The sequence below is a fragment of the Streptomyces sp. NPDC086554 genome (assembly GCF_040686095.1).
Lineage (GTDB): Bacteria > Actinomycetota > Actinomycetes > Streptomycetales > Streptomycetaceae > Streptomyces.
Genome location: NZ_JBFBJK010000030.1, coordinates 87,753 through 111,208, shown reverse-complemented (window position 1 = coordinate 111,208; position 23,456 = coordinate 87,753). Strand labels below are relative to the sequence as shown.

Here is a 23,456-nt window from a genome sequence, read left to right as displayed (position 1 = left end):
GGACCTACTTTGGGAAAGTAGTGTTCTGGCACAAGGGGGGCGCGCGCGATGGGCAAACGCAACTTTCCCAAAGTAGGTCCCCCACACCCCCTCGATCCTCTCGCCGGGGCCGGTCCGCAGACGCTTGACGAGACCGGGACCCATCTCCGGACCGGCCGCGCACCGCTTCCAGCGATGCGGCGCGCTGCTCCGAACCAGTCCGCACCCGGCCGCGAAGCCGGAGGAGCCGACGGGTGGTCCCCGTGAGCCCCGCTTCCAGGGCCGCCCGGTCATCTCGCTTCCCGCGGTGCAGGGCTGGGTGTCAAGGGTGAAGCGAAGCGCAATCGGCGAAGCCGACGCCCGAAGGGCGCCCTTGACTCCCGGACCGGAACCGCCATCCTCCGGGCAACCGGGCGGCCCCGGTGCCAATCAAGCACCGGGCCACCGAAGCCCCCGCCCCGGCGCCCCCACCTCGCCATGTGGACGCCATTTGCGTACAGCAGTAAAAGGGCTCCACAATCCTGACGTGGTCTACTAGCTTGGACGGGGTAGTTCAGGAAAGTGGACTTGCCGGAGCTGGGCAGGACGGAAGGGTTGGCTGTGGATGCGTCGCGCGGTGGGCAGGAGGCAGCGGTCGGTGGGCGGTGGGGTGCCCTCGGGCCCGTCGGGCTCGTGCTGGCGGGCGGGGTCTCCGTCCAGTTCGGCGGCGCCATCGCCGTAAGCGTGATGCCCAAGGCGGGAGCCCTCGGCATCGTGACCCTGCGGCTCGCCTTCGCCGCCCTGGTGCTGCTCATCGTCTGCCGGCCCCGGCTGCGCGGGCACTCGCGTGCCGACTGGGGGACCGTCATCGCCTTCGGTGTGGCCATGGCCGGGATGAATGGGCTCTTCTATCAGTCCGTCGCCAGGATTCCGATGGGGCCCGCTGTGACGCTGGAGGTGCTCGGGCCGCTGGCCCTGTCCGTCTTCGCCTCCCGGCGCCTGGTGAATCTGGTCTGGGCCGGGCTCGCCTTGTGCGGGGTCTTCCTGCTGGGCGGCGGCGGTGGCTTCAGCGGGCTTGATCCCGTTGGTGTTGCGTACGCCCTTGGGGCCGGTGCCATGTGGGCCACGTACATCATCTTCAGCGCGCGTACCGGGCGTCGCTTTCCGCAAGCCGACGGGCTTGCGCTTGCCATGGTCGTTGCCGCCGTCCTCTTTATGCCCCTCGGGCTCATCGAGTCCGGGGACAAGCTCATTCAGCCGGAAGTGCTCGGGCTCGGTGCCGCCGTTGCTGTCATGTCCTCCGTACTTCCCTACACGCTGGAACTGCTCGCCCTGCGGCGGCTTCCCGCTTCCACCTTCGCGATCATGATGAGTCTGGAGCCGGCCATCGCCGCCGTCGCCGGATTCCTCATCCTGAACCAGGCCCTCTCCGTGAACGAGGCCCTCGCGATCTCCCTGGTCATCGCCGCCAGCATGGGTGCCGTCCGCACTCAGGTCGGGCGCAGGTCGGCTCGTGGCGGAGGTGTCGTCGCGGGGGGTGCCCCGGAGGCGGAAGCCACCCCCGAGCCCGCCATGAGCGCCGTCGCCGAACCCCTCCCGGAGTCGTCCGGAAAGTAATGCAAGCACGCTTGCTTGTTTCTTCGGACGCTGCCATGCTCCGGTCACACCGCCGTGCCCCGAGGGGAGCGCTCCGTGTCCGAAGCTGTGCCCGTACTCGACGATCTGCGCAGTGAGAGTGAGGAACTCGACCAGCTGGTAGGGGAGTTGGGGGAGGAGCGTTGGGCGCTCGCCACGCCTGCCGCCGGCTGGACCGTCGCCCATCAGATCGCCCATCTCGCCTGGACCGACCAGGCCGCGCTCATCGCCGTCACCGATCCTGATGCCTTTGGGAAGCTCGTCGAGGAGGCCCTCGCCGCTCCCGGCTCGTTCGTCGACGACGGGGCGGAAGAAGGCGCCGGGCTGCCACCCGCCGAGCTGCTCGCGCGGTGGCGGGAGGGGCGTGAGGAGCTGCTTGCGGCCCTGCGCGCGGCCCCTCACGGCACCCGCTTTCCCTGGTATGGGCCGCCCATGTCCGCCACCTCCATGGCCACCGCGCGGCTGATGGAGACCTGGGCCCACGGGCAGGACGTCGCCGACGCGCTCGGCGTCCGGCGGACCCCCACCGACCGGCTGCGGCATGTGGCTCATATCGGAGTGCGGGCTCGTGACTTCTCCTTCGGCGTGCATGGGCTGATTGCGCCCGGTGAGGCCTTCCGGGTTGAACTCCTGCTTCCCTCCGGTGAGTTGTGGGTTCAAGGGCCCGAAGATGCCGAGCAGCGCGTCACCGGGCCCGCTCTCGACTTCTGTCTGCTCGTCACCCAGCGCGCCCATCGGGACGATCTCTCCGTACGCGCCGAAGGCGCCGACGCCGAGCGGTGGCTCGATGTCGCGCAGGCCTTCGCGGGGCCCGCAGGACCGGGACGCCCGGCGACGGGGGCCACCCCGTGAGCCGCGTCCTGCGCGTCGGGAACGCCTCCGGGTTCTACGGCGACCGCTTCGACGCCATGCGCGACATGCTCACCGGCGGCCAGCTCGACGTCCTCACCGGCGACTATCTCGCCGAGCTGACCATGCTGATCCTCGGGCGCGACCGGCTCAAGGACCCGTCGCGGGGGTACGCGAAGACCTTCCTGCGGCAGCTGGAGGAGTGCCTGGGGCTCGCCAAGGAGCGTGGCGTCAAGGTCGTTGCCAATGCCGGTGGGCTCAATCCGGCCGGACTCGCCGACGCCGTGAGGGAGTTGGCCGGTCGGCTCGGGGTCGACACGAGCGTCGCGTACGTCGAAGGCGACGATCTCGGCAGCCGCTTCCCCGACGCGCTCACCGCCAACGCCTACCTCGGCGGCGCCGGCATCGCCGAGTGTCTGAGGCGAGGGGCCGATGTCGTCGTCACCGGGCGCGTGACCGATGCCGCGCTCGTCACGGGGCCCGCCGCCGCGCACTTCGGATGGGCGCCGGACGACTACGACCGGCTCGCGGGAGCCGTCGTCGCCGGGCACATACTCGAATGCGGGACCCAGGCCACCGGCGGCAACTACGCCTTCTTCGGCGAGCGTCCTGAGCTGCTGCGCAGGCCCGGATTTCCCCTCGCCGAGATCCACGAGGACGGGTCGAGCGTCATCACCAAGCACGACGGCACCGGCGGCTTCGTCGACGTCGGCACGGTCACCGCGCAGCTCCTGTACGAGACGTCCGGCGCCCGGTACGCCGGGCCCGATGTCACCGCCCGGCTCGACACGGTCAGCCTCATGCAGGAGGGGCCGGACCGCGTCCGCGTCGGCGGTGTGCGCGGCGAGGCGCCGCCCCCGGCCCTCAAGGTCGGCCTGAACCGGCTCGGCGGCTTCCGCAACGAAGTCGTCTTCGTCCTGACCGGGCTCGGCATCGAGGAGAAGGCCGCCGTCGTGCGGGCGCAGATCGAGGACGCGCTCGGGGGCGCCAAGAAGGCGCCTGCGGACGTGCGTTGGGATCTTGTGCGTACCGACAGGGCCGACGCCCCCACCGAGGAGACCGCGAGCGCCCTGCTGCGGCTCGTCGTGCGCGACCCGCAGCAGGAGCCCGTCGGCCGCACCCTCAGCGGCGCCGCGATCGAACTGGCCCTCGGCAGCTACCCGGGTTTCCATGTGACGGCACCCCCGGGCAAGGGCGCCCCCTACGGAGTCTTCGAAGCCGCGTACGTCGAGCGGGGCGAGGTGGAGCACGTGGCGGTGCTCCCGGACGGGGAGCGGGTCTCCGTGCCGCAGGGCGCCGAGACCCGCGTACTGGAGGGGCTCGAGGCACCCGCCCTGCCCGAACCCCTGCCGCAAGGCCCCACCCGCCGCGCCCCCCTCGGCCTCCTCGCCGGTGCCCGCAGCGGCGACAAGGGCGCTGACGCGAACGTCGGCGTGTGGGTGCGCACCGACGAGGCGTGGCGGTGGCTCGCCCATGAACTGACCGAGGAGCGTTTTCGTGAACTCCTCCCGGAAACAGCCGACTTGACCGTCGTACGTCATGTCCTGCCGAATCTGCGCGCGCTGAACTTCGTCGTCACCGGCATCCTCGGCGAGGGAGTCGCCTCGCAGGCCCGCTTCGATCCGCAGGCCAAGGGCCTCGGCGAGTGGCTGCGCTCCCGCCACCTGGACATACCGGACGCACTCCTCGAATCCACGGAGGCAACGCTGTGACCGTCCTCGCGTCCGCGCTCGACCCCGCGAGCCCCGAGTACGCCCAACACCGCGAGGCCATGCTCGCCAAGCTCGACGAGCTCGGCAGTGAACAGGCCAAGGCCCTGGAGGGTGGTGGCGAGAAGTACGTCCAACGCCATCGCAGACGCGGCAAGTTGCTCGCCAGGGAGCGCATCGAGCTGCTCCTCGACCCCGATACGCCGTTCCTCGAACTGTCGCCGCTCGCCGCCTGGGGGAGCGACTGTCCCGTGGGCGCTTCGATGGTCACCGGCATCGGTGTCGTCGAGGGCGTGGAGTGTCTGATCACCGCCAATGACCCGACCGTGCGCGGTGGGGCGAGCAATCCGTGGACCTTGAAGAAGGCGTTCCGCGCGCACGAGATCGGGCACGCCAACCGGCTGCCGTCCATCCATCTCGTCGAGTCGGGGGGTGCCGATCTTCCGTCCCAGAAGGAGATCTTCATTCCGGGGGGTGCGCTGTTCAAGCACCTCACGCAGTCGTCCGCCGCCGGAATCCCCACTGTGGCCCTCGTGTTCGGCAACTCGACCGCGGGCGGCGCGTACGTACCCGGCATGAGCGATCACGTGATCATGGTCAAGGAGCGGGCGAAGGTCTTCCTGGGTGGGCCGCCGTTGGTGAAGATGGCCACCGGCGAGGAGAGCGACGACGAGTCGCTCGGCGGTGCCGAGATGCACGCCCGCACCTCCGGCCTCGCGGACTATCTCGCCGAGGACGAGCGGGACGCGCTGCGGCAGGCCCGGCGGGTCGTCAAGCGGCTCAACTGGCGTAAGGCGTACGCCGATCCGGTCACCGTCGCGGAGCCTCCCAAGTACGACGAGGACGAGCTGCTCGGCATCGTGCCCGGCGATCTGAAGGTGCCCTTCGATCCGCGCGAGGTCATCGCCCGGATTGTCGACGGCTCCGATTTCGACGAGTTCAAGCCGCTGTACGGGGCCAGTCTCACCACCGGGTGGGCCACCCTGCACGGCTATCCCATCGGCATCCTCGCCAACGCGCAGGGCGTTCTTTTCAGCGAGGAGTCCCAAAAGGCCGCCCAGTTCATCCAGTTGGCGAATCAGCGCGACATTCCGCTGCTCTTCCTGCACAACACCACCGGCTACATGGTCGGCAAGGAGTACGAGCAGGGCGGCATCATCAAGCACGGCGCCATGATGATCAACGCCGTGTCGAACTCGCGCGTCCCGCATCTCTCCGTCCTCATGGGGGCGAGTTACGGAGCCGGGCACTACGGCATGTGCGGGCGCGCCTACGACCCGCGCTTCCTCTTCGCCTGGCCCAGCGCCAAGTCCGCCGTCATGGGGCCGCAGCAGCTCGCGGGCGTCCTGTCGATCGTGGCCCGCGCCTCCGCCACCGCGAAGGGCCAGCCCTACGACGACGACGCGGACGCCGCGCTGCGCGCCATGGTGGAGCAGCAGATCGAGTCGGAGTCCCTGCCGATGTTCCTCTCGGGGCGGCTCTACGACGACGGGGTCATCGACCCCCGCGACACCCGCACGGTCCTCGGCCTGTGCCTGTCCGCGATCCACACCGCCCCCTACGAGGGTGCGCGTGGCGGCTTCGGCGTCTTCCGGATGTGAGGGACTCACCATGATTACTTCCCTGTTGGTGGCCAATCGCGGCGAGATCGCCTGCCGCGTCTTCCGCACCTGCCGCGACCTCGGCATCGCGACCGTGGCCGTGTACTCCGACGCCGACGCGGACGCCCTGCACGTCCGCGAGGCCGACTCCGCCGTACGCCTGCCGGGCTCGGCGCCCGCCGACACCTATCTGCGCAGCGAACTGATCGTGAAGGCCGCGCAGTTGGCGGGCGCCGACGCCGTCCACCCCGGCTACGGCTTCCTCTCCGAGAACGCTGACTTCGCGCGCGCCGTGCTGGATGCGGGGCTCGTGTGGATCGGTCCGCCCCCCGAGTCCATCGAGGCCATGGCGTCCAAGACGCGGGCCAAGGAGCTGATGGGGATCGCGTCGCTCGACTCGGTCACCGAGGCCGACCTTCCGGTGCTCGTGAAGGCGGCGGCGGGCGGCGGCGGCCGCGGCATGCGCGTCGTACGCGAACTTAAGGCGCTGGAAGGCGAGTTGGTGGCCGCTCGCGCGGAGGCCGCCAGTGCCTTCGGGGACGGTGAGGTCTTCGTCGAGCCGTACGTGGAGGGCGGGCGGCACGTCGAGGTGCAGATCATGGCCGACGCGTACGACACCGTGTGGGCGCTCGGCACCCGGGACTGCACCCTTCAGCGCAGGCACCAGAAGGTCATCGAGGAGTCGCCGGCGCCCGGTCTCGGGGACGGTCTTGTCGAGACGCTGCATGCGCAGGCCGTGCACGCGGCGCGCGTGACGAGGTATCGCGGGGCGGGCACGGTCGAGTTCCTCGTCGCCGGCGACAAGGCGCACTTCCTTGAGATGAACACGCGGCTTCAGGTCGAACACCCCGTGACCGAGGCCGTGTTCGGGATCGATCTCGTCGCGCTGCAGATCCGGGTGGCGGAGGGCGAGGCGCTGGAGAGCGAACCGCCGCGCGCACGCGGGCACGCCGTCGAGGCCCGCCTCTACGCCGAGGACCCGGCCGCCGCATGGGCCCCACAGACCGGCACCCTGCACCGCATCGACGTGCCCGGCGTGCGTCTCGACACCGGGTACGCGGACGGCGACACGATCGGCGTGCACTACGACCCGATGCTGGCCAAGGCCATCGCGTACGCGCCCACACGCGCCCAGGCCGTGCGCAAGCTGGCCGGCGCCCTGGAGCGGGCCACCGTCCACGGGCCCGTCACCAACCGGGAGTTGCTCGTCCGGTCCCTGCGGCACCCGGAGTTCACCGAGGCCCGCATGGACACCGGCTTCTACGACCGGTACGCCACCGAACTCGCCGCGGCCGCACCCGAACTGCATGCCCCGCTGGCCGCCGCGCTCGCCGACGCGCACGGCCGCTCGCGGTTCGGCGGCTGGCGCAACCTCGCATCGCAGCCCCAGGTCAAACGCTTCCGCAGCGAGCCGGACGGCACCGAGCACGAGGTCCGCTACCGGCACACGCGGCAGGGCCTCGCCGCCGACGGGGTGCGGGTGGTGTCCGTCGCCCGCGATCTCGTCGTACTCGAAGTGGACGGTGTACGAAGGCAGTTCACGGTCGCGCGGTACGGCGACGACCGGGTGTACGTCGGCGGGGTCGCCCTCACGCCGCTGCCGCTGCTGCCCGAACCCACCGCACGGCAGGAGCCCGGCTCGCTGCTCGCCCCGATGCCCGGCACCGTCGTGCGCCTGGCGGAGGGGCTCACCGAGGGGGCGACGGTGGTCGCCGGGCAGCCCCTCATCTGGCTGGAGGCCATGAAGATGGAGCACCGCATCACCGCTCCCGCCTCCGGCACGCTCACCGGCCTGCACGCCGAACCCGGCCGCCAGGTCGAGGTCGGCGCGCTGCTCGCAGTCGTAGACGTAGACGTCGAAGGCGCCGTAGCCGCCGTTGCCGCCGTACAGGAGGAGCAATCCGTATGAGCACCGTCCTCGAAACCGAAGAGCACAAGGATCTGCGCGCCGCAGTCGCCGCCCTCGGCAAGCGCTACGGCCGCGACTACATGAACGGCGTCGTCCAGGCGGAAGGCCACCCCGACGAACTGTGGGCCGACGCCGCCAAGCTCGGCTACCTGGGCGTGAACCTGCCCGAGGAGTACGGCGGCGGAGGGGGAGGGATTGCCGAACTCTCCATAGTCCTGGAGGAGTTGGGCGCGGCGGGCTGCCCCCTCCTCATGATGGTCGTATCGCCCGCGATCTGCGGAACGGTCATCGCCCGCTTCGGCACCGACGAGCAGAAGCGGGCCTGGCTGCCAGGTCTGGCCGACGGCAGCCGCACCATGGCGTTCGGCATCACCGAGCCCGACGCGGGCTCCAACTCCCACCGCATCACCACGACCGCGCGCAAGGACGAAGCGACCGGCGACTGGCTGCTCACCGGCCGCAAGGTGTTCATCTCGGGTGTCGACATCGCCGACGCGACGCTGATCGTCGGCCGTACGGAGGACGCCAGGACGGGCAGCCTCAAGCCCTGCCTCTTCATCGTGCCGCGCGAGACGGAGGGCTTCCAGCGGCGCCGGATCGAGATGGAACTCCAGGCCCCGGAGAAGCAGTTCGAGCTGGTGCTCGACGACGTACGCCTCCCGGCCGACGCGCTGGTGGGCGACGAGGACGCGGGGCTCCTTCAGCTGTTCGCCGGGCTGAACCCCGAGCGGATCATGACGGCGGCGTTCTCCATCGGCATGGCGCGCTTCGCGCTCGCCCGCGCCGTCGCGTACGCCAAGGAACGCAGCGTGTGGAAGAGCCCGATCGGCGCCCACCAGGCGATCGCGCATCCGCTCTCCCAGTGCCACATCGACATCGAAATGGCCCGCCTGATGATGCAGAAGGCCGCCCGGCTCTACGACGACGGAGACGACATGGGCGCCGGTGAGGCGGCCAACATGGCCAAGCTGGCGGCCGCCGACGCGTGCGTGAAGACCGTCGACCAGGCGGTGCACACGCTGGGCGGCAACGGCCTGACGAAGGAGTTCGGCCTCGCATCGCTGATCGTGGCGTCGCGGGTGGCACGGATCGCCCCGGTGAGCCGGGAGATGATCCTCAACTATGTGTCGCACCAGACGCTCGGCCTCCCGAAGTCGTACTGACGCCACCAAGCCCTTGACGCCTCAACTCCCGGAGTTCCTATGAGTGTTGTGTACGCACCCCAGGAGCGCGGCATCGCGACTCTCACCCTGGACGCGCCCGCCAACCGCAACGCGCTCTCCGCGGGACTCGTGGCCGGGCTCGCGGAAGCCATCGGCGACTGCGGCAAGGACCCCGACGTACGCGGGATCGTCCTCACCCACACCGGGTCGACGTTCTGCTCGGGCGCCGACCTGCGGGAGCCGCCGGACCCGGTCGCCTTCGTGGCGCTGCTTCGGCAGATCGTGGAGCTGCCGAAGCCGGTGGTGGCTCGGGTGGACGGGCATGTACGGGCCGGTGGGCTCGGGCTGCTCGGGGCGTGCGACATGGGGGTCGCGGGGCCGGGATCGTCGTTCGCGCTCACGGAGGTACGGATCGGGGTCGCGCCGGCGGTGATCTCCATGCCGCTGCTTGCGCGCCTCGATCCGAGCGCGGCCGCGCGCTACTTCCTCACGGGGGAGCGGTTCGACGCGGCGGAGGCGGCGCGGATCGGTCTGGTGACAGTGGCGGGCGACGACGTGGACGCCGCGCTCGCTCCCCTCGTCGACGGTCTGCGGAAGGCGGCGCCGGGGGCCCTGGCGGAGACGAAGAAGCTGCTCACGGTTAGGGTGCTCGACGCATTCGACCACCACTCGGACGCCCTCATCGCCCTGTCCGCGCGGCTCTTCGGCTCCGCCGAGGCGGAACAGGGAATGGCGGCGTTCCTCGAACGACGGGAGCGCCCATGGGTGTTGTGACCGCGGCCGATCGCTCGCCCGATCGCTCGCCCAAGCAGGACCGCAGCCGGGCGACGCGGCAGCGTCTCCTGGAGGCCGCCGTGTCCTGTCTGGCCGAGCACGGCTGGGCGGGGTCGACGGTGTCGGTGGTCGCCGAGCGGGCCGGGGTCTCGCGAGGCGCGGCACAGCACCACTTCCCGACGCGGGAGGACTTGTTCACGGCGGCGGTGGAGTACGTGGCCGAGCAGCGCTCCACGGCACTGCGTGCGCTGCCGGCCCAGGACCGCGGCTCGGTGGTGGCGGCCCTCGTCGACCTCTACACGGGCCCGCTGTTCCGGGCCGCGCTGCATCTGTGGGTGGCGGCGTCGAACGAGCCGCAGCTGGGGTCCCGGGTGACGGAGCTGGAGGCTCGGGTGGGCCGGGAGACGCACCGCATCGCGGTGGAGCTGCTCGGCGCGGACGAGTCGCGCCCCGGCGTCCGGGAGACGGTCCAGGGACTCCTGGACATGGCGCGAGGCCTGGGCCTCGCGAACCTCCTGACGGACGACGGGGCGCGGAGGGATCGGGTGGTGGGGGAGTGGGCGCGGCTACTGGACGCGGCACTGGGCTAGAGCGGCCTCAAGACCGCCGCTTCGCGGCGGATTCTTTCCCGCCCACCCGATTGCCCCGAGTTGCCCGCCACGCGGGACCTCAGCGCGCGATGTCCCCGTACCCCTCGATCTCCCGGGGGTTACGAGTGCCCGGCCCGACATATCGGGCCGACGGCCGCACCAGCCGCCCCGTCCGCTTCTGCTCAAGAATGTGCGCCGACCACCCGGCGGTCCGCGCGCACGTGAACATCGACGTGAACATGTGCGCAGGCACCTCGGCGAAGTCGAGGACGATCGCGGCCCAGAACTCCACGTTCGTCGCCAGGACCCGGTCAGGGCGGCGGGCGTGCAGCTCGTCGAGCGCCGCCTTCTCCAGCGCCTCCGCCACCTCGAAGCGAGGAGCGCCCAGCTCACGGGCCGTACGGCGCAGGACCCTCGCCCGCGGGTCCTCGGCCCGGTACACCCGGTGGCCGAAGCCCATCAGACGCTCGCCCTTGTCCAGCGCCTGCTTCACGTACGCGACCGCGTCGCCCGTCCGCTCGATCTCCTCGATCATGCCGAGGACACGCGAGGGCGCGCCCCCGTGCAGGGGGCCGGACATCGCGCCCACGGCCCCGCTCAGCGCCGCCGCCACATCCGCGCCCGTCGACGCGATGACCCGCGCCGTGAACGTGGACGCGTTCATGCCGTGCTCGGCGGCCGACGTCCAGTACGCGTCGACGGCCTGGACGTGCTTGGGGTCGGGCTCGCCGCGCCACCGCTTCATGAAGCGCTCGACGACCGTGTCGGCCTTGTCGATCTCCCGCTGGGGGACCATCGGCAGGCCCTGCCCGCGGGCGGACTGGGCGACGTACGAGAGCGCCATGACGGCGGCCCGCGCCAGGTCGTCGCGGGCTTCCTGCTCGCTGATGTCCAGGAGCGGCTTCAGGCCCCACACGGGGGCGAGCATCGCGAGGGCCGACTGGACGTCCACGCGGATGTCGCCGGAGTGCACGGGGATCGGGAACGGTTCGGCGGGCGGCAGGCCGGGGTTGAAGGCGCCGTCGACGAGCAGGCCCCAGACGTTGCCGAAGGAGACGTGACCGACCAGATCCTCGATGTCGACGCCGCGATAGCGAAGCGCGCCGCCTTCCTTGTCGGGTTCGGCGATCTCCGTCTCGAACGCGATGACTCCTTCAAGTCCGGGTACGAAGTCGGACATCAGGCGGCTCCTCGTGATGTGTACGACAGATGGTGGTGACAGACAGCTCGTGACCATGTGTCAGTAGGGGGTGCTGCCGGTCCGGTTACGTGGTCCGTCGACTCGCGGTCCGGATCGGTCACCCCGGTGATTCCCCGTGCGGCTGGTGGTCACCCAACCGATACGGCAGCGGAACGATATCCCTTGGTGCCACCCTTGGCGATGGATAGCGGCACTCAGTGCCACACGTCACCTCTCCATGGTGAACGGCGGCCCGCCGGGTGACCCTTCGTATACGGCAAGATGACCGCGTGACCGATCGAGCCGCCGCCTCTTCCCCCGCATCGTCGTCAGCCGCCGCACCCGCTGCCCGGACGTCCGCGCCCGATCCCGCCGCCCTCAGGGCCCAGTACGGCGCCGACGGGCTCCTGGAGTCGGAGCTGCCCGGTACGCCGATGGAGCAGTTCGCGAGCTGGTTCGCGCAGGCGCTCGCCGCGGCCGAGGCGGGCGTGCTGTACGAGCCGAACGCCATGGTCGTATCGACGGCGGACGCCGATGGCCGCCCCAGCTCCCGCACGGTCCTCATGAAGGGCTACGACCGGCGCGGCTTCGTCTTCTTCACCAACTACGAGTCCCGCAAGGCCCGCGAGCTCGCCGCCAACCCGAACGTCGCGCTGCTCTTTCCCTGGCACCCGATGGCGCGCCAGATCATCGTCACGGGCACGGCGGAGCGCGTCGGCCGCGAGGAGACGGTCACGTACTTCCGCAGCCGCCCGCACGGCTCCCAGCTCGGCGCCTGGGCCAGCGCCCAGTCGACGGTGATCGCGGGCCGCGAGGAACTCGACCACGCGTACGCCGATCTGGCGGCGCGCTACCCGGAGGGCGAACAGGTCCCCGCGCCCCCGCACTGGGGCGGCTTCCGCGTCGAGCCGGAGACGGTGGAGTTCTGGCAGGGCAGGGCGAACCGCCTGCATGACCGCCTGCGCTATGTGCGGGCGGAGGCGGGCGGGGCAGAGACGGGCGGTCCGGAGGCGGGCGGTCCGGAGACGGCTTCGGGCTGGCGGGTGGAGCGCCTTAGCCCGTGAGAGCGGCTGTCCAAGATCGCCCCCGAACCGGCACCCCCGGCTGCGGGGCGCGAACCTACCCCGTAAGGACCCCGTCCAGAAACGGTTCGATCGCCTCGCGCCAAGCTTCCGGCTGGTCGTAGTGGACGAGGTGGCCCGCGTCCGCCACCTCCGCGTACGCACCGCGCGGCAGCACGCGGACCATTTCCTGGGACTCGGCGCGGCCCAGCTCGCCGTCCAGGCCGCGGACGACGAGGGCGGGGCACTGGACCTGGGCGAGGTCCTCCCAGTGGGCGTCGTGGACCCAGGTCTCGCGGGACTTCAGCATCTGGTCGCGCTCGAAGACGGGGCGCCAGCCGTCGGGGCCCTCGGTCATCACCTCGGCGAAGAACTCGCCGCGTGAGGGGTTCGGCCGCTCCACCCAGGGGTCGTCCTCGCCGAACCATTTCCGTACGTCGGCGAGGGTCGCGAAGGGCACGGGCCAGGCCTTGAACCAGTCCTCCCACTCGCGCTGCGACGCGGCCCCCAGGGCGGACGCCCGCATGTCGCAGATGATCAGGGCCCGGACGAGATCGGGGCGCCGCGCGGCGAGCTGCCAGGCGGTGAGCGCTCCCATGGAGTGGCCGATGAGAACGGCGGGGGCGAGGCCGAGCTGGACGAGCGCGGCCTCGGCGTCGTCCACGTAGGCCTCGCGGGTGAAGGGGCCCTCCGGGGGCTTCTCGCTCTGCCCGTGCGCGCGCTGGTCGAGTGCGACCGCGCGGTGCCGTTCGGAGAGCCAGCGGGCGGTGCCCGCCCAGTGCGATGCGCGGCCCATCAGGCCGTGCAGTAACAGCACACCGCCCGGCGGCCCGTCGGCCTCCCTGGATTTGGGAGGATCGGCGAACTCCCAGGCGGCGAGGCGCACGCCACCCGCGCCCGTCACGTCGATGCGCCGCACCATGATTCCTGGCACCCCCCTTGAATCCGCTCGGGCTGAACGCCTTGTTCTGTCACGCACCCCCGCACGCTATCGAACTCCCTTTCGAAAGCGGGCGGATCGCCGGCAACACCCCTCGTTCGAGTGACCGCACTCAAGGATTGGGCACCGCAGCCGAGGGGAGATCTTCATCGGGAGGCGGGCCGCTCGGGGAAATCGGTCCGGAGGGGATGACCCTGGGAGCTCGGGGCTCCGGGTCAGAACAGGGGAGGACAGGCCCCGGCGCCCAAGGGCGCCGGGGCCCTCTGCGTCTCCGTGGCGTGCGGGCACGCCATCTCCGTGACGTGCGCGCACGACCCGCGTGCGGATCCGCACGCCACCTCGCTCGTGCTCACCAGACGGGCACATCCTTCTGCCCCCTCCCACGCCCGTGACGGCCGGACCCGGTGCCGACACGGTCAAGAGCCCTCAGGTCATATGCCTCTCGCGACAGCCTCGCATGCAAAACGTCCGGCCGCTGCGATTCCGCACACTGAATCTTGGACCCCACAGGATCCAGGAGTCTTCACAACTGCCCAATACTTACCGGTAGTTGACGCATGTTTCCCCCAACGGGAGACGGAATCCGCCGAAAGCCGACGTGGACGGCCGATGACGACGGCCGATGGCGAAAGCCGCCAAGGCCTCAGCGCTTGGCGACGAACACGTGCGACGCGATCTCCGCGGCCAGCTCGGCGGCCTCGCCGCTGCTGCCCACAAGGACCCCGCCCGCCGACTCCGTCACGCTCACCACGGAGCCGGGCTGGACGCCCGCCCGCCGCAGTGTGTACATCAGCTGCGCGTCCGTCTGGATCGGCTCACCGATCCGGCGGACCACGACCGTCTTGCCCTCGGTGCCAGGGTCGAGGTCGACCAGCGAGACCATGCCCTCGTCGAGGAACGGATCGGCGCCGTCCTTCTCGCCCAGCTCCTCAAGGCCCGGGATCGGGTTCCCGTACGGAGACTCGGTGGGGTGGCGCAGGAGCTCCAGGACACGGCGCTCCACCGCCTCGCTCATCACATGCTCCCAGCGACACGCCTCCGCGTGGACCTGCTCCCACTCCAGGCCGATCACGTCGACGAGCAGGCACTCGGCGAGCCGGTGCTTGCGCATCACGCGGGTGGCGAGCCTGCGGCCCTCCTCGGTCAGCTCCAGGTGACGGTCGCTCGCCACGGCCACCAGGCCGTCGCGCTCCATGCGCGCGACCGTCTGGCTCACCGTCGGCCCGCTCTGGTCGAGCCGCTCGGCGATCCGGGCGCGCATGGGGACCACACCTTCCTCCTCCAGCTCGAGGATGGTGCGCAAATACATCTCAGTGGTGTCAATCAGCCCCGACATGGGTGCCCCTCAGATCTCGCTCGTGCGGCCGGCCCTGCCCTCAATTCTGACGCATACCGCTGACAACCGGGCTGCGCCGGGGAAAACCCAGTACAGGTGGTCTTGACGGGGGTGCCCGGGCCGTATTGACAGGGCACTGGTCCAGACCGCAACGTGATCCGCGGCACGCAGGAAGTACAGACGTACAGGGCATGCATACGTACAGCACATTCGTACCCGGAAAGGTTCCTCGGCGCATGGGCTCCAAGAGCGAGAGCAAGCTGGCCGGTCAGTACATCGACGCCGCGATCGGCCTGCTCGGCCGGGTCCGCGACGAGGAGAGCGGGAACGTCGAGGCGGCCGGTGCGCTGCTCGCCGACGCCGTCGAGGCGGGCGGCAGGCTCTTCGCCTTCGGCGCCGGGCACTCCTCGCTTGCCGCGCAGGACGTCGTCTACCGCGCGGGCGGCCTCGCCCTGATGAACCTGCTCGCCGTCCCCGGCGTCGTCGGCATCGACGTCATGCCCGCCACGCTCGGCTCCGCCCTGGAGCGCGTGGACGGCCTCGCGGGCGCCGTCCTGGACTCCTCGCCGGCCCGCCCCGGCGACGTACTCGTGATCATCTCGCTCTCCGGGCGGAACTCGCTGCCCGTGGAGATGGCCATGAACGCCCGCGCGCTCGGCCTGAAGGTCATCGGCGTGACGTCGGTGGCGTACGCGACGGAGACGAAGTCGCGGCATGTGTCCGGCACCTTCCTCAAGGACCACTGCGATGTCGTGATCGACTCGAAGATCGCGCTCGGCGACGCGGAGCTCAGCCTCGACACCGTGGAGGCCCCTTTCGGGCCCGCGTCCAGCGTGGTCACGAACGCGATCATGCAGGCGATGATGGCCACTGCCGTGGAGGCTTTGGCGGGGCGGGGGGTTCAGCCTCCGCTGCTTCGGTCGGGGAACGTGGATGGGGGCCACGAGTGGAACGGGCGGGTGTTCGCGGAGTACGGAGACCGGATTTTCTATCGGCGGTGAGTGGCTGCGGGTGCGTCGTGGTTGCTCGCGCAGTTCCCCGCGCCCCTTGCGGGGGCGCTCAGCCCCCCGGCGGGAATCGGACCTGCACCGTTAGCCCTCCGCCGGCCTTGTTCGCTTCTGCCGTCACCTCCGCACCGTGTGCCCGCGCGATCGCGACCACGATGGACAGGCCAAGACCCGCACCCTCCCCCCTCGCATGCGTACGTTCCCGCAGGCGCCGGAAGGGCTCGAAGAGGTGCGGGACCGTGTCCGGAGGGACGGCGGGGCCCGTGTTGATCACCTCGATCCCGTCGGGGCCCGTGCGCAGCTCGACGCGGCCGCCCTTCACGTTGTGGTGCACGGCGTTCGCCACCAGGTTGTGGACGAGGCGGTCGAGCAGTACCCCGTCGCCGTGCACGGTCAGCGGCTCGGCGTGCACCGACACGGTTACGTCGCGCTCGGCCGCCCGGCCCGCGAGGCCCTCCGCGACCGCGTCGGCCAGTACGTCAAGGGCGATCGGCTCCCGGCGTTCGAGGCCCTGCTCCGACGTGGCGAGCAGAAGCAGCCCCTCGATGAGGTGCTCGCTGTCGTCGGCCACCGAGATCAGCTTCGTACGGATCCTTGCGACCTGTTCCGGGTCCGGCGCACCTGCAAGGCCGATCTCGGCGGCGGCCCGCTGCACGGCGAGCGGGGTGCGCAGCTCGTGCGCCGCGTTGGCCGCGAACCGCTGCTGGGCGCTGACCAGTTGCTCTATCCGGCCGAGCATCTCGTCGAATGTGTCGGCCAGCTGCTTCAGCTCGCCGGGCGGGGCGTCGAGCGCGATCCGCTCGTGCAGGTTCTCGCCGGAGAGACGGCGAGCGGTACCGGTGATCACGGCCACGGGGCGAAGGACCCGGCCCGCCATCCACCAGGCGAGCAGGATGGACAGCGCGGCGTACACGAACAGGACGATGACCGAGACGGTGAGCAGCCGGCTGAGGGCGGCCTGCTCGGCGACATCGCTGATCTTCGTGACGGCGAGGCCCTGGGTGACCTCGGTGGGCAGGCGTTTGGTGGGAGCGGCGGAAGCGGCCGGGCTCGGCGGCCGCCAGGGCGGTCCGATCCGGCTCGCGGGGACGGCGGTGGTGACGGCGGCGGTGATGGAGGAGTAGAGCCCCTGCCGGACCAGGAAGTAGACAAGCCCGGTGAGCAGGGCTCCGGCAAGGACGAGCATGCCGCCGTAGAGCGCGGTGAGCCGGGCGCGCTCGCTGCTCATGGCACCAAACCCCGGCCCGCACAGGCCGCGCCCACCGGATCGCGACACGCGCCTCCCGGTGCCGGGCTGCTGCCTGCCGGGGCTGGGACGGTTTCCGTCGGTGCCGGGCTCCTGGCTGTCGGTGCCGGGACCGCGCCCGCTGGATCTGGGCTCGCGTCTCCCGGGGCCGGGCTGCTGGTTGTCGGTGCCGGGCCTCTGGTTGTCGGTGGCGGACTCCTGGCCGTTGGTGCCGGGCTTTTGCTTTTCGGAGCTGCGGTCCCGCTCGTTGGATCTGGGCACGTGCCTTCCGGGGCCGGACTGCTGCCTGCCGGGGCTAGGACTGCTTCCGTCGGTGCCGGGCCCCTGCCCGTCGTCGCCGGACCCCCACCCCTCTTCGCCGAGCCCCCGCCCGCCGCCCCCCGTCACGCCGACCACCCCGTGATCCGGTAGCCCGCTCCCGGTACCGTCTCCACCACCGGTGGGTCGCCCAGTTTTGTGCGGAGTTTGGACAGGGTGACCCGGACCGCGTTTGTGCGGTAGCTGGTGTCTTCCTCCCAGACCTGTTCGATCAGGTCCTCGCCGCTGAGCACCGCGCCCTCCGCCCGCAGCAGCGCCTCCAGGACCGCGAACTCCTTGCGGGAGAGCGCGAGATGGCGGCCGTCGCGGCTGGCCTGGCGGCGGGCCGTGTCCAGGACAAGGCCCGCGCGTTCGATGACCGGCGGCAGCGCGGGGCGGGTGCGGCGGCCAAGCGCCAGGACGCGGGCGAGGAGTTCGTCGTACGCGAAGGGCTTGGTCAAGTAGTCGTCGGCGCCCAGGCCGAGGCCCGCGACCCGGTCGCGGATCGTGCCCGACGCCGTCAGCATCAGGACCCGGGTGAGCAGCCGCTGGCTGACCACCCTGCGGCACACCTCGTCGCCGTGCAGGCCCGGCAGGTCCCGGTCCAGGACGACGACGTCGTACTCGCCGAGCTGGAGCTTGCGCAGCGCGGCCAGGCCGTCGGACGCGACGTCGACCGCGAGCGCGTCGCGGCGCAGCCCGTCGGCGATCATCTCGGCCAGGAATTCCTCGTCCTCCACCAGCAGTACACGCATCCGGCCTGTGTACCTGAAGTGCACCTTTCGTCGATGTAAGCGTCTCCGTTGAGAGAAACGAAACCCCGCTTCCCGCAAGCCTGAGCGTGACGTCAACGCGACCAGTGAGGGGAAGCCATGAGGACTCGTACGCGATCGGTGGCCATCGCATCGGGGATCGCCGCACTCGCCCTGTTCACCGGGGCCTGCTCGCAGGACTCCGGCGGGAAGGACTCCGCGAGCGGCGCGGACGGCGGAAAGGGCAAGCAGGCCGACGCGGCCTTCAAGGAGCGCGAGTGCCTGCGCAAGCACGGCCTCAAGGTGCCCGAGCCCAAGCCCGGCGAGGACACCCGCGGGATCACCATCGGCGGCGACCTGAGCAAGGAGAAGATGCAGGCCGCCATGAAGGAGTGCACCGGCAAGGGCGGCGGCGCGGGCGGCGGCTCGGTGTCGCAGGCCGACAAGGACAAGATGCTGAAGTACGCCCGCTGCATGCGCGAGAACGGCTACAACATGCCCGACCCGAAGTTCGACGGCGGCGCCATGCAGGCCCAGCCCATGCCCAAGGGCGCGGAGAAGAAGAAGATGGAGAAGGCCGCCGAGGCGTGCAAGGACATCGTCGCGTGAGGCGCCGCACGGCCGTCGTCTCCACCGTGGTGGCCCTGCTCGCGATCACCGGCGGCGGCGTCGCCGTCACCGCCCTCGCAGGGCAGAGCGACGGCAAGGACGGTTCCGCGAGCCGGGACGCCGGACTGCCGCCCGCCACCGCCCCCGTCGAGCGCGGCGACCTCAGCAGCGGCACCCAGACCGACGGCACCCTCGGCTACGCCAAGGAACGCAAGGTCAACGCGGGTGCCACCGGCATCCTCACCTGGACCACGGGCGCCGGCTCGACGGTCGAGCGCGACGGGCGCCTGTACGAGGTCAACGGCGTACCGGTGCGGCTCATGTACGGCTCCGAGCCCATGTACCGCACGCTGAAGACAGGTGACAACGGCGACGACGTACTACAGCTGGAAGAGAACTTGCGGGCGCTCGGGTACGGGGCGGGCCTCGCCGTCGACGACGCGTACACGGAAGGCACCGCGGCCGCCGTCAAGCAGTGGCAGAAGGCGCACGAGCGGAAGCAGACGGGGCGGGTCGGGCCCGAGCAGATCGCCTTCTCGCCCGGGGCCGTCCGCGTGAAGTCCGCCGAGTCCGCCATCGGCGACCAGGTCGCCCCGGGAAAGCCGGTGCTCGCCACGACCGGCTCCGAGCGGGTCGTACGTTTCGACCTCGACGTCGCCGAGGGGAAGCTCGCCGACGTCGGCACCAGGGTCACCGTGGACCTGCCGGACGGCTCGACGGTCAAGGGCCGGGTCGCGTCCGTCGGCAGGACCGCGAAGCCGGGCGACGACCCGGCCGACAAGACTCCCAAGATCCCGGTAACGGTCTCCTTCGACGATCCCGGGAAGGTCGACGGATTCGACCAGTCCCCGGTGACGGTGAACCTCACCGGCGAGACCCGCAAGGACGTGCTCTCCGTCCCCGTCAACGCGCTCCTCGCGCTGCCCGGCGGCGGCTACGGCGTCCAGGTCGTCGAGCACGGCCGCGCCCGCCAGGTGAAGGTCGAGCTCGGCATGTTCGGTCAGGGGCGGGTCGAGGTGAGCGGCGGCGGGCTGCGCGAGGGTGCGAAGGTCGGGGTGCCCAAGATATGAGCGCCGTCGTGGAGTTGGCCGGGGTCACCAAGGAGTACCCGGGCGGTGTCGCGGCCCTGCGCGGAGTGGACCTGTCGGTGCAGGAGGGCGAACTCCTCGCCATCGTCGGCCCGTCCGGGTCCGGCAAGTCGACGCTGCTGCACATCGTCGGCACGCTCGACCGCCCGACGCAGGGCGCGGTGGCCATCGCCGGGCACGACGTGGCGGCACTCACCGACCGCAGCCTCTCGGCGCTGCGCGCGCGGCACATCGGCTTCGTCTTCCAGGCGTTCCACCTGGTGCCGGGGGTCAGCGCGCGGGACAACGTCGCGGAGGGCCTGCTGTACTCCGGGCTCTCGCGAGCCGAACGCCGCCGCCGGGCGGCCGAAGCGCTGGACCGGGTCGGCCTCGCGGACCGCATGAAACACCGGCCACACGAACTCTCCGGCGGCCAGAAGCAGCGCGTCGCCATCGCGCGGGCCGTGGTCGGCGCACCGGATCTGCTGCTCGCGGACGAGCCGACCGGCGCGCTGGACTCGGCGTCCGGCGAGGCGGTGATGGAGCTCCTGCACGACCTCAACGCGGAGGGCGCGACGATCGCCGTCATCACCCATGACACGGAGATCGCGCGGCGGCTGCCGCGGCAGGTGCGGATCCGGGACGGGCGGGTCGTGGCGGATGCTTCGCGTGCAGAGGAGGTGTCGATCGGATGACTGCGCCGTACACCTCACGCACCTCACGCAAGAAGCTGCGAGCCGCGCGGCTCGGCCCTGTCGACGTCCTGCACGTCGGCTCGGCAGGTCTGCGCAGCCGCCCCGTCCGCGTCGTCCTGTCCGCGCTCGGCATCGCGATCGGCATAGCCACGATGATCGCGGTGGTAGGCATCTCGTCATCGAGCAAGGCCCAACTCATGGAGGAACTCGACGAGTTGGGTACGAACATGCTGGTCGCATCGCCCGGTGAGGCACTGTTCTCGGGCGAGAAGGTGGTGCTGCCGCGCGACGCGGCGGGCCGGGTCTCCCGCGTCGAGGGAGTGGAGAGCGTGGGCGCGACCGGCGACCTGGAACGCTCCGTACGGCGCAGCGAGAAGATCCCCGAGGGCGAGACCGGCGGCATCTCCGTCAAGGCGGCGACCGAGGGTCTGCTGGAGGTGCTGCGGGGCGAGATGGCGCACGGCACCTGGTTCAACGCGGCCAACAGCCGCTATCCGTCGCTGGTCCTCGGCCATGTCGCGGCGCAGCGTCTCGGCATCACGGAACCGGGCACCCAAGTGTGGCTGGACGACCGCTACTTCACCGTCATCGGCATCCTCGACCCACTGCCGCTGGCCCCAGAGATCGAACGCTCGGCACTGGTCGGATGGGACGCGGCGAAGTCCGAACTCGCCTTCGACGCACGCCCCACGTCGGTCTACGAACGCTCGACCGACGCGTCGGTACGGGACGTCCGCGGGCTGCTCGCGGCCTCGATCGACCCGGAGAATCCGCGCAACGTCCAGGTCACGGACCCGTCATCGGCACTCCAGGCGAAGGCGGCGACGGAGGGCGCGTTCTCCACGCTGCTCCTGGGGCTGGGCGGTATCGCCTTGCTGGTGGGAGGTGTCGGCGTGGCCAACACCATGATCATCTCGGTCCTTGAGCGGCGTTACGAGATCGGCCTCCGCCGCTCGATGGGCGCGACGAAGGGCCAGATCCGGATCCAGTTCGTCACGGAGTCCTTGATGCTGTCGGGCCTGGGCGGCATCGCGGGAATCGCCGTCGGCTCGGCGGCGACGGCAGCGTACGCGGCGTCCGGCGGACTGCCGTGGGTGGTCCCCCTGTGGGCGGTGACGGGCGGCTTCGGCGCGACCCTGGCCATCGGCACGGTGGCGGGCCTGTACCCGGCGGTACGGGCGGCACGCCTCTCCCCGACGCTGGCGCTGCACGCGGCTTAGCGGTGCATGGGGGCCCGCCCTGAGCTGCGGCTCGGGGTGAGGGGCTGGCTTGCCCTGGGCTGTGGCCTGGCTGGCCCACAGCCCGTCCGGCGGGCTCGGCTGGGCGCGCCCCAAGCCGCCGCTCCGCGCCGGATGTTCCCCACCAACCCACCCGATCACCCAGCAGCGGACCTACCCCACCCACCTGAACGGCGCCGGGCAATCGGGTGGGTGGGTGGGAGAGATCCGCCGCGAAGCGGCGGCCTCGAACGCCCACGCACCCACCCGCAGAAGCAGTCAGGTGCCCAGCACCCGCGCCAGATCAAGCGACGCCGCAACCCTCGCCGAGACGCTCTCCGCGTACGTCGCGTCCGCACGCTCGAACTGCGTACGGCTCGCACCCCGCAGAAACGTCACCACGCCCAACGTCCGCCCCCGGCTGCGCAGCACCGTGCACAGCGCGTGCACGGAGTCCTCCGGCCACTGCCTGGCCGCGGCCCACTCCCGGGCCCGCTCGGGAGCCGCCGCGCCCGCACTGGCGCGTACGGAACCCGCCCGCTCGACACACTGCGGCGCCGGATGCCCCTCCAGATACCGCACCGGAAGGCCCGCCTTCGCCACGGGAAGGCACGGCCCCGGCGCTCCCGCGGGCGTCGCCGCCGCCCGCACGAGCCGCACCGGCTCCGCGTCCCCGGAGCCCCCGGAGCCCCCGGAGCCCCCGGAGCCCCCGGAGCCCCCCGCCACCAGGTCGATCAACGCGTGATCCGCGAACCCGGCGAGCGCGAAGTCCAGCTGGACCGTCGCCGCCTCCGTCGGATCCTCGCACTCGGCGGCCGCCCGCGCCGCCCGGTGCAACTGCTGTGAACGGAACCGGAGTTGAGCCGCCTCCTGCTCGGTCTGCTTGGCCTCCGTCACATCCTGGAAGAGCCACCCCACACCCAGCGGAACCGGCTCCTCCGCCAGCGGCGACGCCAGCCGCAAGAAGCCGCTGCGCCAGCACCGCCGCTCCGGCTCACCGCTCTCCGATGCCCGCACGGACACCCACATCTCGGCGGGCGCGGGCGGCGCCCCCTCGGCAAGCACATGCGAGAGCGCGCTCTCCAACTCCTCGACACCCTGCCCGAGCAGATCACCGAGCGGCCGCCCGAGCACCGCCGTACGCCCCATGCCGAGGGCCCGCGCCGCATGTTCATTGACGACAGCAGGCCGAAGATCGGCATCAACGAGAACAACCCCCCAAGAGGCGTTCTCGAACAACGCCTCACTCAAGGCGATGGACCGCTCCAGATCGATCTGCGCGTGCACCTCGCTGAAGGCGCAGTACACCCCCGCCGGCTTCCCGTCCCCACCCCGCACGGCAGCGGACTGCGTCCGCACAAGCACCCGCCCGCCGTCCTTGGTCAGCAGCGCGAACTCGTGCACCTGCCGCCCAGGGGCCTCCATGGCGGAGAGCAGCCGCGCCTCGACCTCCTCGGCATCGGCCGTCCGCACCGCCCACCCCGCGAACCCCCGCCGCCCGACGGCCTCCGCCGCCGACCACCCGAGTATCCGCTCGGCCTCACGGTTCCAGTGGGTCACCACCCCGTCGGCGTCGAACGCGCACAACGCGGCGTCCATCCCGTCCAGCAAAGCCGCAAGCAATTCCGCCCCACCCGGTTCGGGCTCCTCGGGCCCCAACTCGTCGGTGGTTCCGCTACGCCGGGAAGCACTCACCTGGCACCCCCTGCAGGCCGTGTCCTCATGAGCTGCATGTTCTGCGAGTTCTGCGTATACCGCACGTCAGATCATTGAACTCGAACGTGACGCAGCACACAGGTGGTTCCCGGAAGTTGGGCGAAATCGTTGCTCCATAAAAAGCGGTTGTGCGACGGACGGGGCG

Annotated in this window: 20 protein-coding genes; 14 read left to right on the top strand and 6 right to left on the bottom strand. The window is 71.1% G+C overall.

Going from position 1 to position 23,456, the window contains the following annotated elements:
- Nucleotides 1-579: 579 nt before the first annotated feature.
- The 8 genes from AB0O76_RS36745 to AB0O76_RS36710 all read left to right on the top strand — a co-directional run bounded on the left by AB0O76_RS36745 (nt 580) and on the right by AB0O76_RS36710 (nt 10,188).
- Nucleotides 580-1,575 (top strand): EamA family transporter, encoded by a 996-nt coding sequence (locus AB0O76_RS36745; RefSeq protein WP_365500800.1) that lies wholly within the window; start codon nt 580-582, stop codon nt 1,573-1,575.
- Nucleotides 1,576-1,650: 75 nt separating this feature from the next.
- A complete protein-coding gene (locus AB0O76_RS36740) occupies nt 1,651-2,445 on the top strand; it encodes a TIGR03084 family metal-binding protein (RefSeq protein ID WP_365500798.1) in 795 nt (264 codons plus the stop codon).
- A 56-nt stretch (nt 2,446-2,501) separates the two neighbouring features.
- Nucleotides 2,502-4,154 (top strand): acyclic terpene utilization AtuA family protein, encoded by a 1,653-nt coding sequence (locus tag AB0O76_RS36735; RefSeq protein WP_365500812.1) that lies wholly within the window; start codon nt 2,502-2,504, stop codon nt 4,152-4,154.
- Nucleotides 4,151-5,752, top strand: a complete 1,602-nt coding sequence (locus tag AB0O76_RS36730) for a carboxyl transferase domain-containing protein (protein ID WP_365500796.1) — start codon at nt 4,151-4,153, stop codon at nt 5,750-5,752. Before AB0O76_RS36735 ends, AB0O76_RS36730 begins: the two co-directional genes overlap by 4 nt.
- A 10-nt stretch (nt 5,753-5,762) precedes the next feature.
- Nucleotides 5,763-7,661, top strand: coding sequence for a biotin carboxylase N-terminal domain-containing protein (locus tag AB0O76_RS36725; RefSeq protein WP_365500794.1), 1,899 nt, complete (start codon nt 5,763-5,765; stop codon nt 7,659-7,661).
- The gene (locus AB0O76_RS36720; protein WP_365500792.1) at nt 7,658-8,824 is read left to right on the top strand and encodes an acyl-CoA dehydrogenase family protein; all 1,167 of its coding nucleotides are present in this window, start codon (nt 7,658-7,660) and stop codon (nt 8,822-8,824) included. The genes AB0O76_RS36725 and AB0O76_RS36720 overlap by 4 nt, the downstream gene beginning before the upstream one ends.
- A 39-nt stretch (nt 8,825-8,863) precedes the next feature.
- Complete coding sequence (locus tag AB0O76_RS36715) at nt 8,864-9,598, top strand: enoyl-CoA hydratase family protein (protein ID WP_365500790.1); 735 nt, start codon at nt 8,864-8,866, stop codon at nt 9,596-9,598.
- Entirely contained in the window at nt 9,586-10,188 is a 603-nt protein-coding gene (locus AB0O76_RS36710) for a TetR/AcrR family transcriptional regulator (RefSeq protein ID WP_365500788.1), read from the top strand. The genes AB0O76_RS36715 and AB0O76_RS36710 overlap by 13 nt, the downstream gene beginning before the upstream one ends.
- Before the next feature lie 79 nt (nt 10,189-10,267).
- Here AB0O76_RS36710 and AB0O76_RS36705 read toward each other — a convergent pair whose 3' ends face one another.
- Complete coding sequence (locus AB0O76_RS36705) at nt 10,268-11,368, bottom strand: citrate synthase 2 (RefSeq protein ID WP_266865317.1); 1,101 nt, start codon at nt 11,366-11,368, stop codon at nt 10,268-10,270.
- Nucleotides 11,369-11,658: 290 nt separating this feature from the next.
- Here AB0O76_RS36705 and pdxH point away from each other — a divergent pair, with 290 nt between their 5' ends.
- A complete protein-coding gene (gene pdxH, locus AB0O76_RS36700) occupies nt 11,659-12,432 on the top strand; it encodes a pyridoxamine 5'-phosphate oxidase (protein WP_365500785.1) in 774 nt (257 codons plus the stop codon).
- 55 nt (nt 12,433-12,487) lie between these two features.
- On the opposite strand, the gene AB0O76_RS36695 is transcribed toward pdxH, so the two are convergent.
- A complete protein-coding gene (locus tag AB0O76_RS36695) occupies nt 12,488-13,351 on the bottom strand; it encodes an alpha/beta hydrolase (RefSeq protein WP_365500783.1) in 864 nt (287 codons plus the stop codon).
- Nucleotides 13,352-14,012: 661 nt separating this feature from the next.
- Nucleotides 14,013-14,705 (bottom strand): metal-dependent transcriptional regulator, encoded by a 693-nt coding sequence (locus tag AB0O76_RS36690; RefSeq protein WP_365500781.1) that lies wholly within the window; start codon nt 14,703-14,705, stop codon nt 14,013-14,015.
- A gap of 236 nt (nt 14,706-14,941) precedes the next feature.
- Between AB0O76_RS36690 and AB0O76_RS36685 the strand changes: the two genes are divergently transcribed.
- Nucleotides 14,942-15,706, top strand: coding sequence for an SIS domain-containing protein (locus tag AB0O76_RS36685; RefSeq protein WP_365500779.1), 765 nt, complete (start codon nt 14,942-14,944; stop codon nt 15,704-15,706).
- Nucleotides 15,707-15,764: 58 nt separating this feature from the next.
- Here the strand turns inward: AB0O76_RS36685 and AB0O76_RS36680 are convergent, their stop codons facing one another.
- Complete coding sequence (locus tag AB0O76_RS36680; protein WP_365500777.1) at nt 15,765-16,940, bottom strand: ATP-binding protein; 1,176 nt, start codon at nt 16,938-16,940, stop codon at nt 15,765-15,767.
- Nucleotides 16,941-17,341: 401 nt separating this feature from the next.
- Nucleotides 17,342-18,010 carry a response regulator transcription factor gene (locus tag AB0O76_RS36675; protein ID WP_365500775.1) on the bottom strand — a complete coding sequence of 223 codons (669 nt, stop codon included), beginning with the start codon at nt 18,008-18,010 and terminating at the stop codon, nt 17,342-17,344.
- Between the two features lie 117 nt (nt 18,011-18,127).
- Between AB0O76_RS36675 and AB0O76_RS36670 the strand changes: the two genes are divergently transcribed.
- From AB0O76_RS36670 to AB0O76_RS36655, 4 genes are read left to right on the top strand one after another with little or no spacing between them, the layout of a single operon-like run.
- Nucleotides 18,128-18,616, top strand: coding sequence for a hypothetical protein (locus tag AB0O76_RS36670; RefSeq protein ID WP_365500773.1), 489 nt, complete (start codon nt 18,128-18,130; stop codon nt 18,614-18,616).
- Nucleotides 18,613-19,686: a peptidoglycan-binding protein gene (locus AB0O76_RS36665; RefSeq protein ID WP_365500771.1), complete on the top strand. Its 1,074-nt coding sequence runs from the start codon at nt 18,613-18,615 to the stop codon at nt 19,684-19,686. Before AB0O76_RS36670 ends, AB0O76_RS36665 begins: the two co-directional genes overlap by 4 nt.
- The gene (locus AB0O76_RS36660; RefSeq protein WP_365500769.1) at nt 19,683-20,378 is read left to right on the top strand and encodes an ABC transporter ATP-binding protein; all 696 of its coding nucleotides are present in this window, start codon (nt 19,683-19,685) and stop codon (nt 20,376-20,378) included. The genes AB0O76_RS36665 and AB0O76_RS36660 overlap by 4 nt, the downstream gene beginning before the upstream one ends.
- Nucleotides 20,375-21,598: an ABC transporter permease gene (locus AB0O76_RS36655; protein WP_365500767.1), complete on the top strand. Its 1,224-nt coding sequence runs from the start codon at nt 20,375-20,377 to the stop codon at nt 21,596-21,598. Before AB0O76_RS36660 ends, AB0O76_RS36655 begins: the two co-directional genes overlap by 4 nt.
- A gap of 276 nt (nt 21,599-21,874) precedes the next feature.
- Here the strand turns inward: AB0O76_RS36655 and AB0O76_RS36650 are convergent, their stop codons facing one another.
- The gene (locus tag AB0O76_RS36650; protein ID WP_365500765.1) at nt 21,875-23,290 is read right to left on the bottom strand and encodes a PAS domain-containing protein; all 1,416 of its coding nucleotides are present in this window, start codon (nt 23,288-23,290) and stop codon (nt 21,875-21,877) included.
- Between the last annotated feature and the right edge of the window lie 166 nt (nt 23,291-23,456).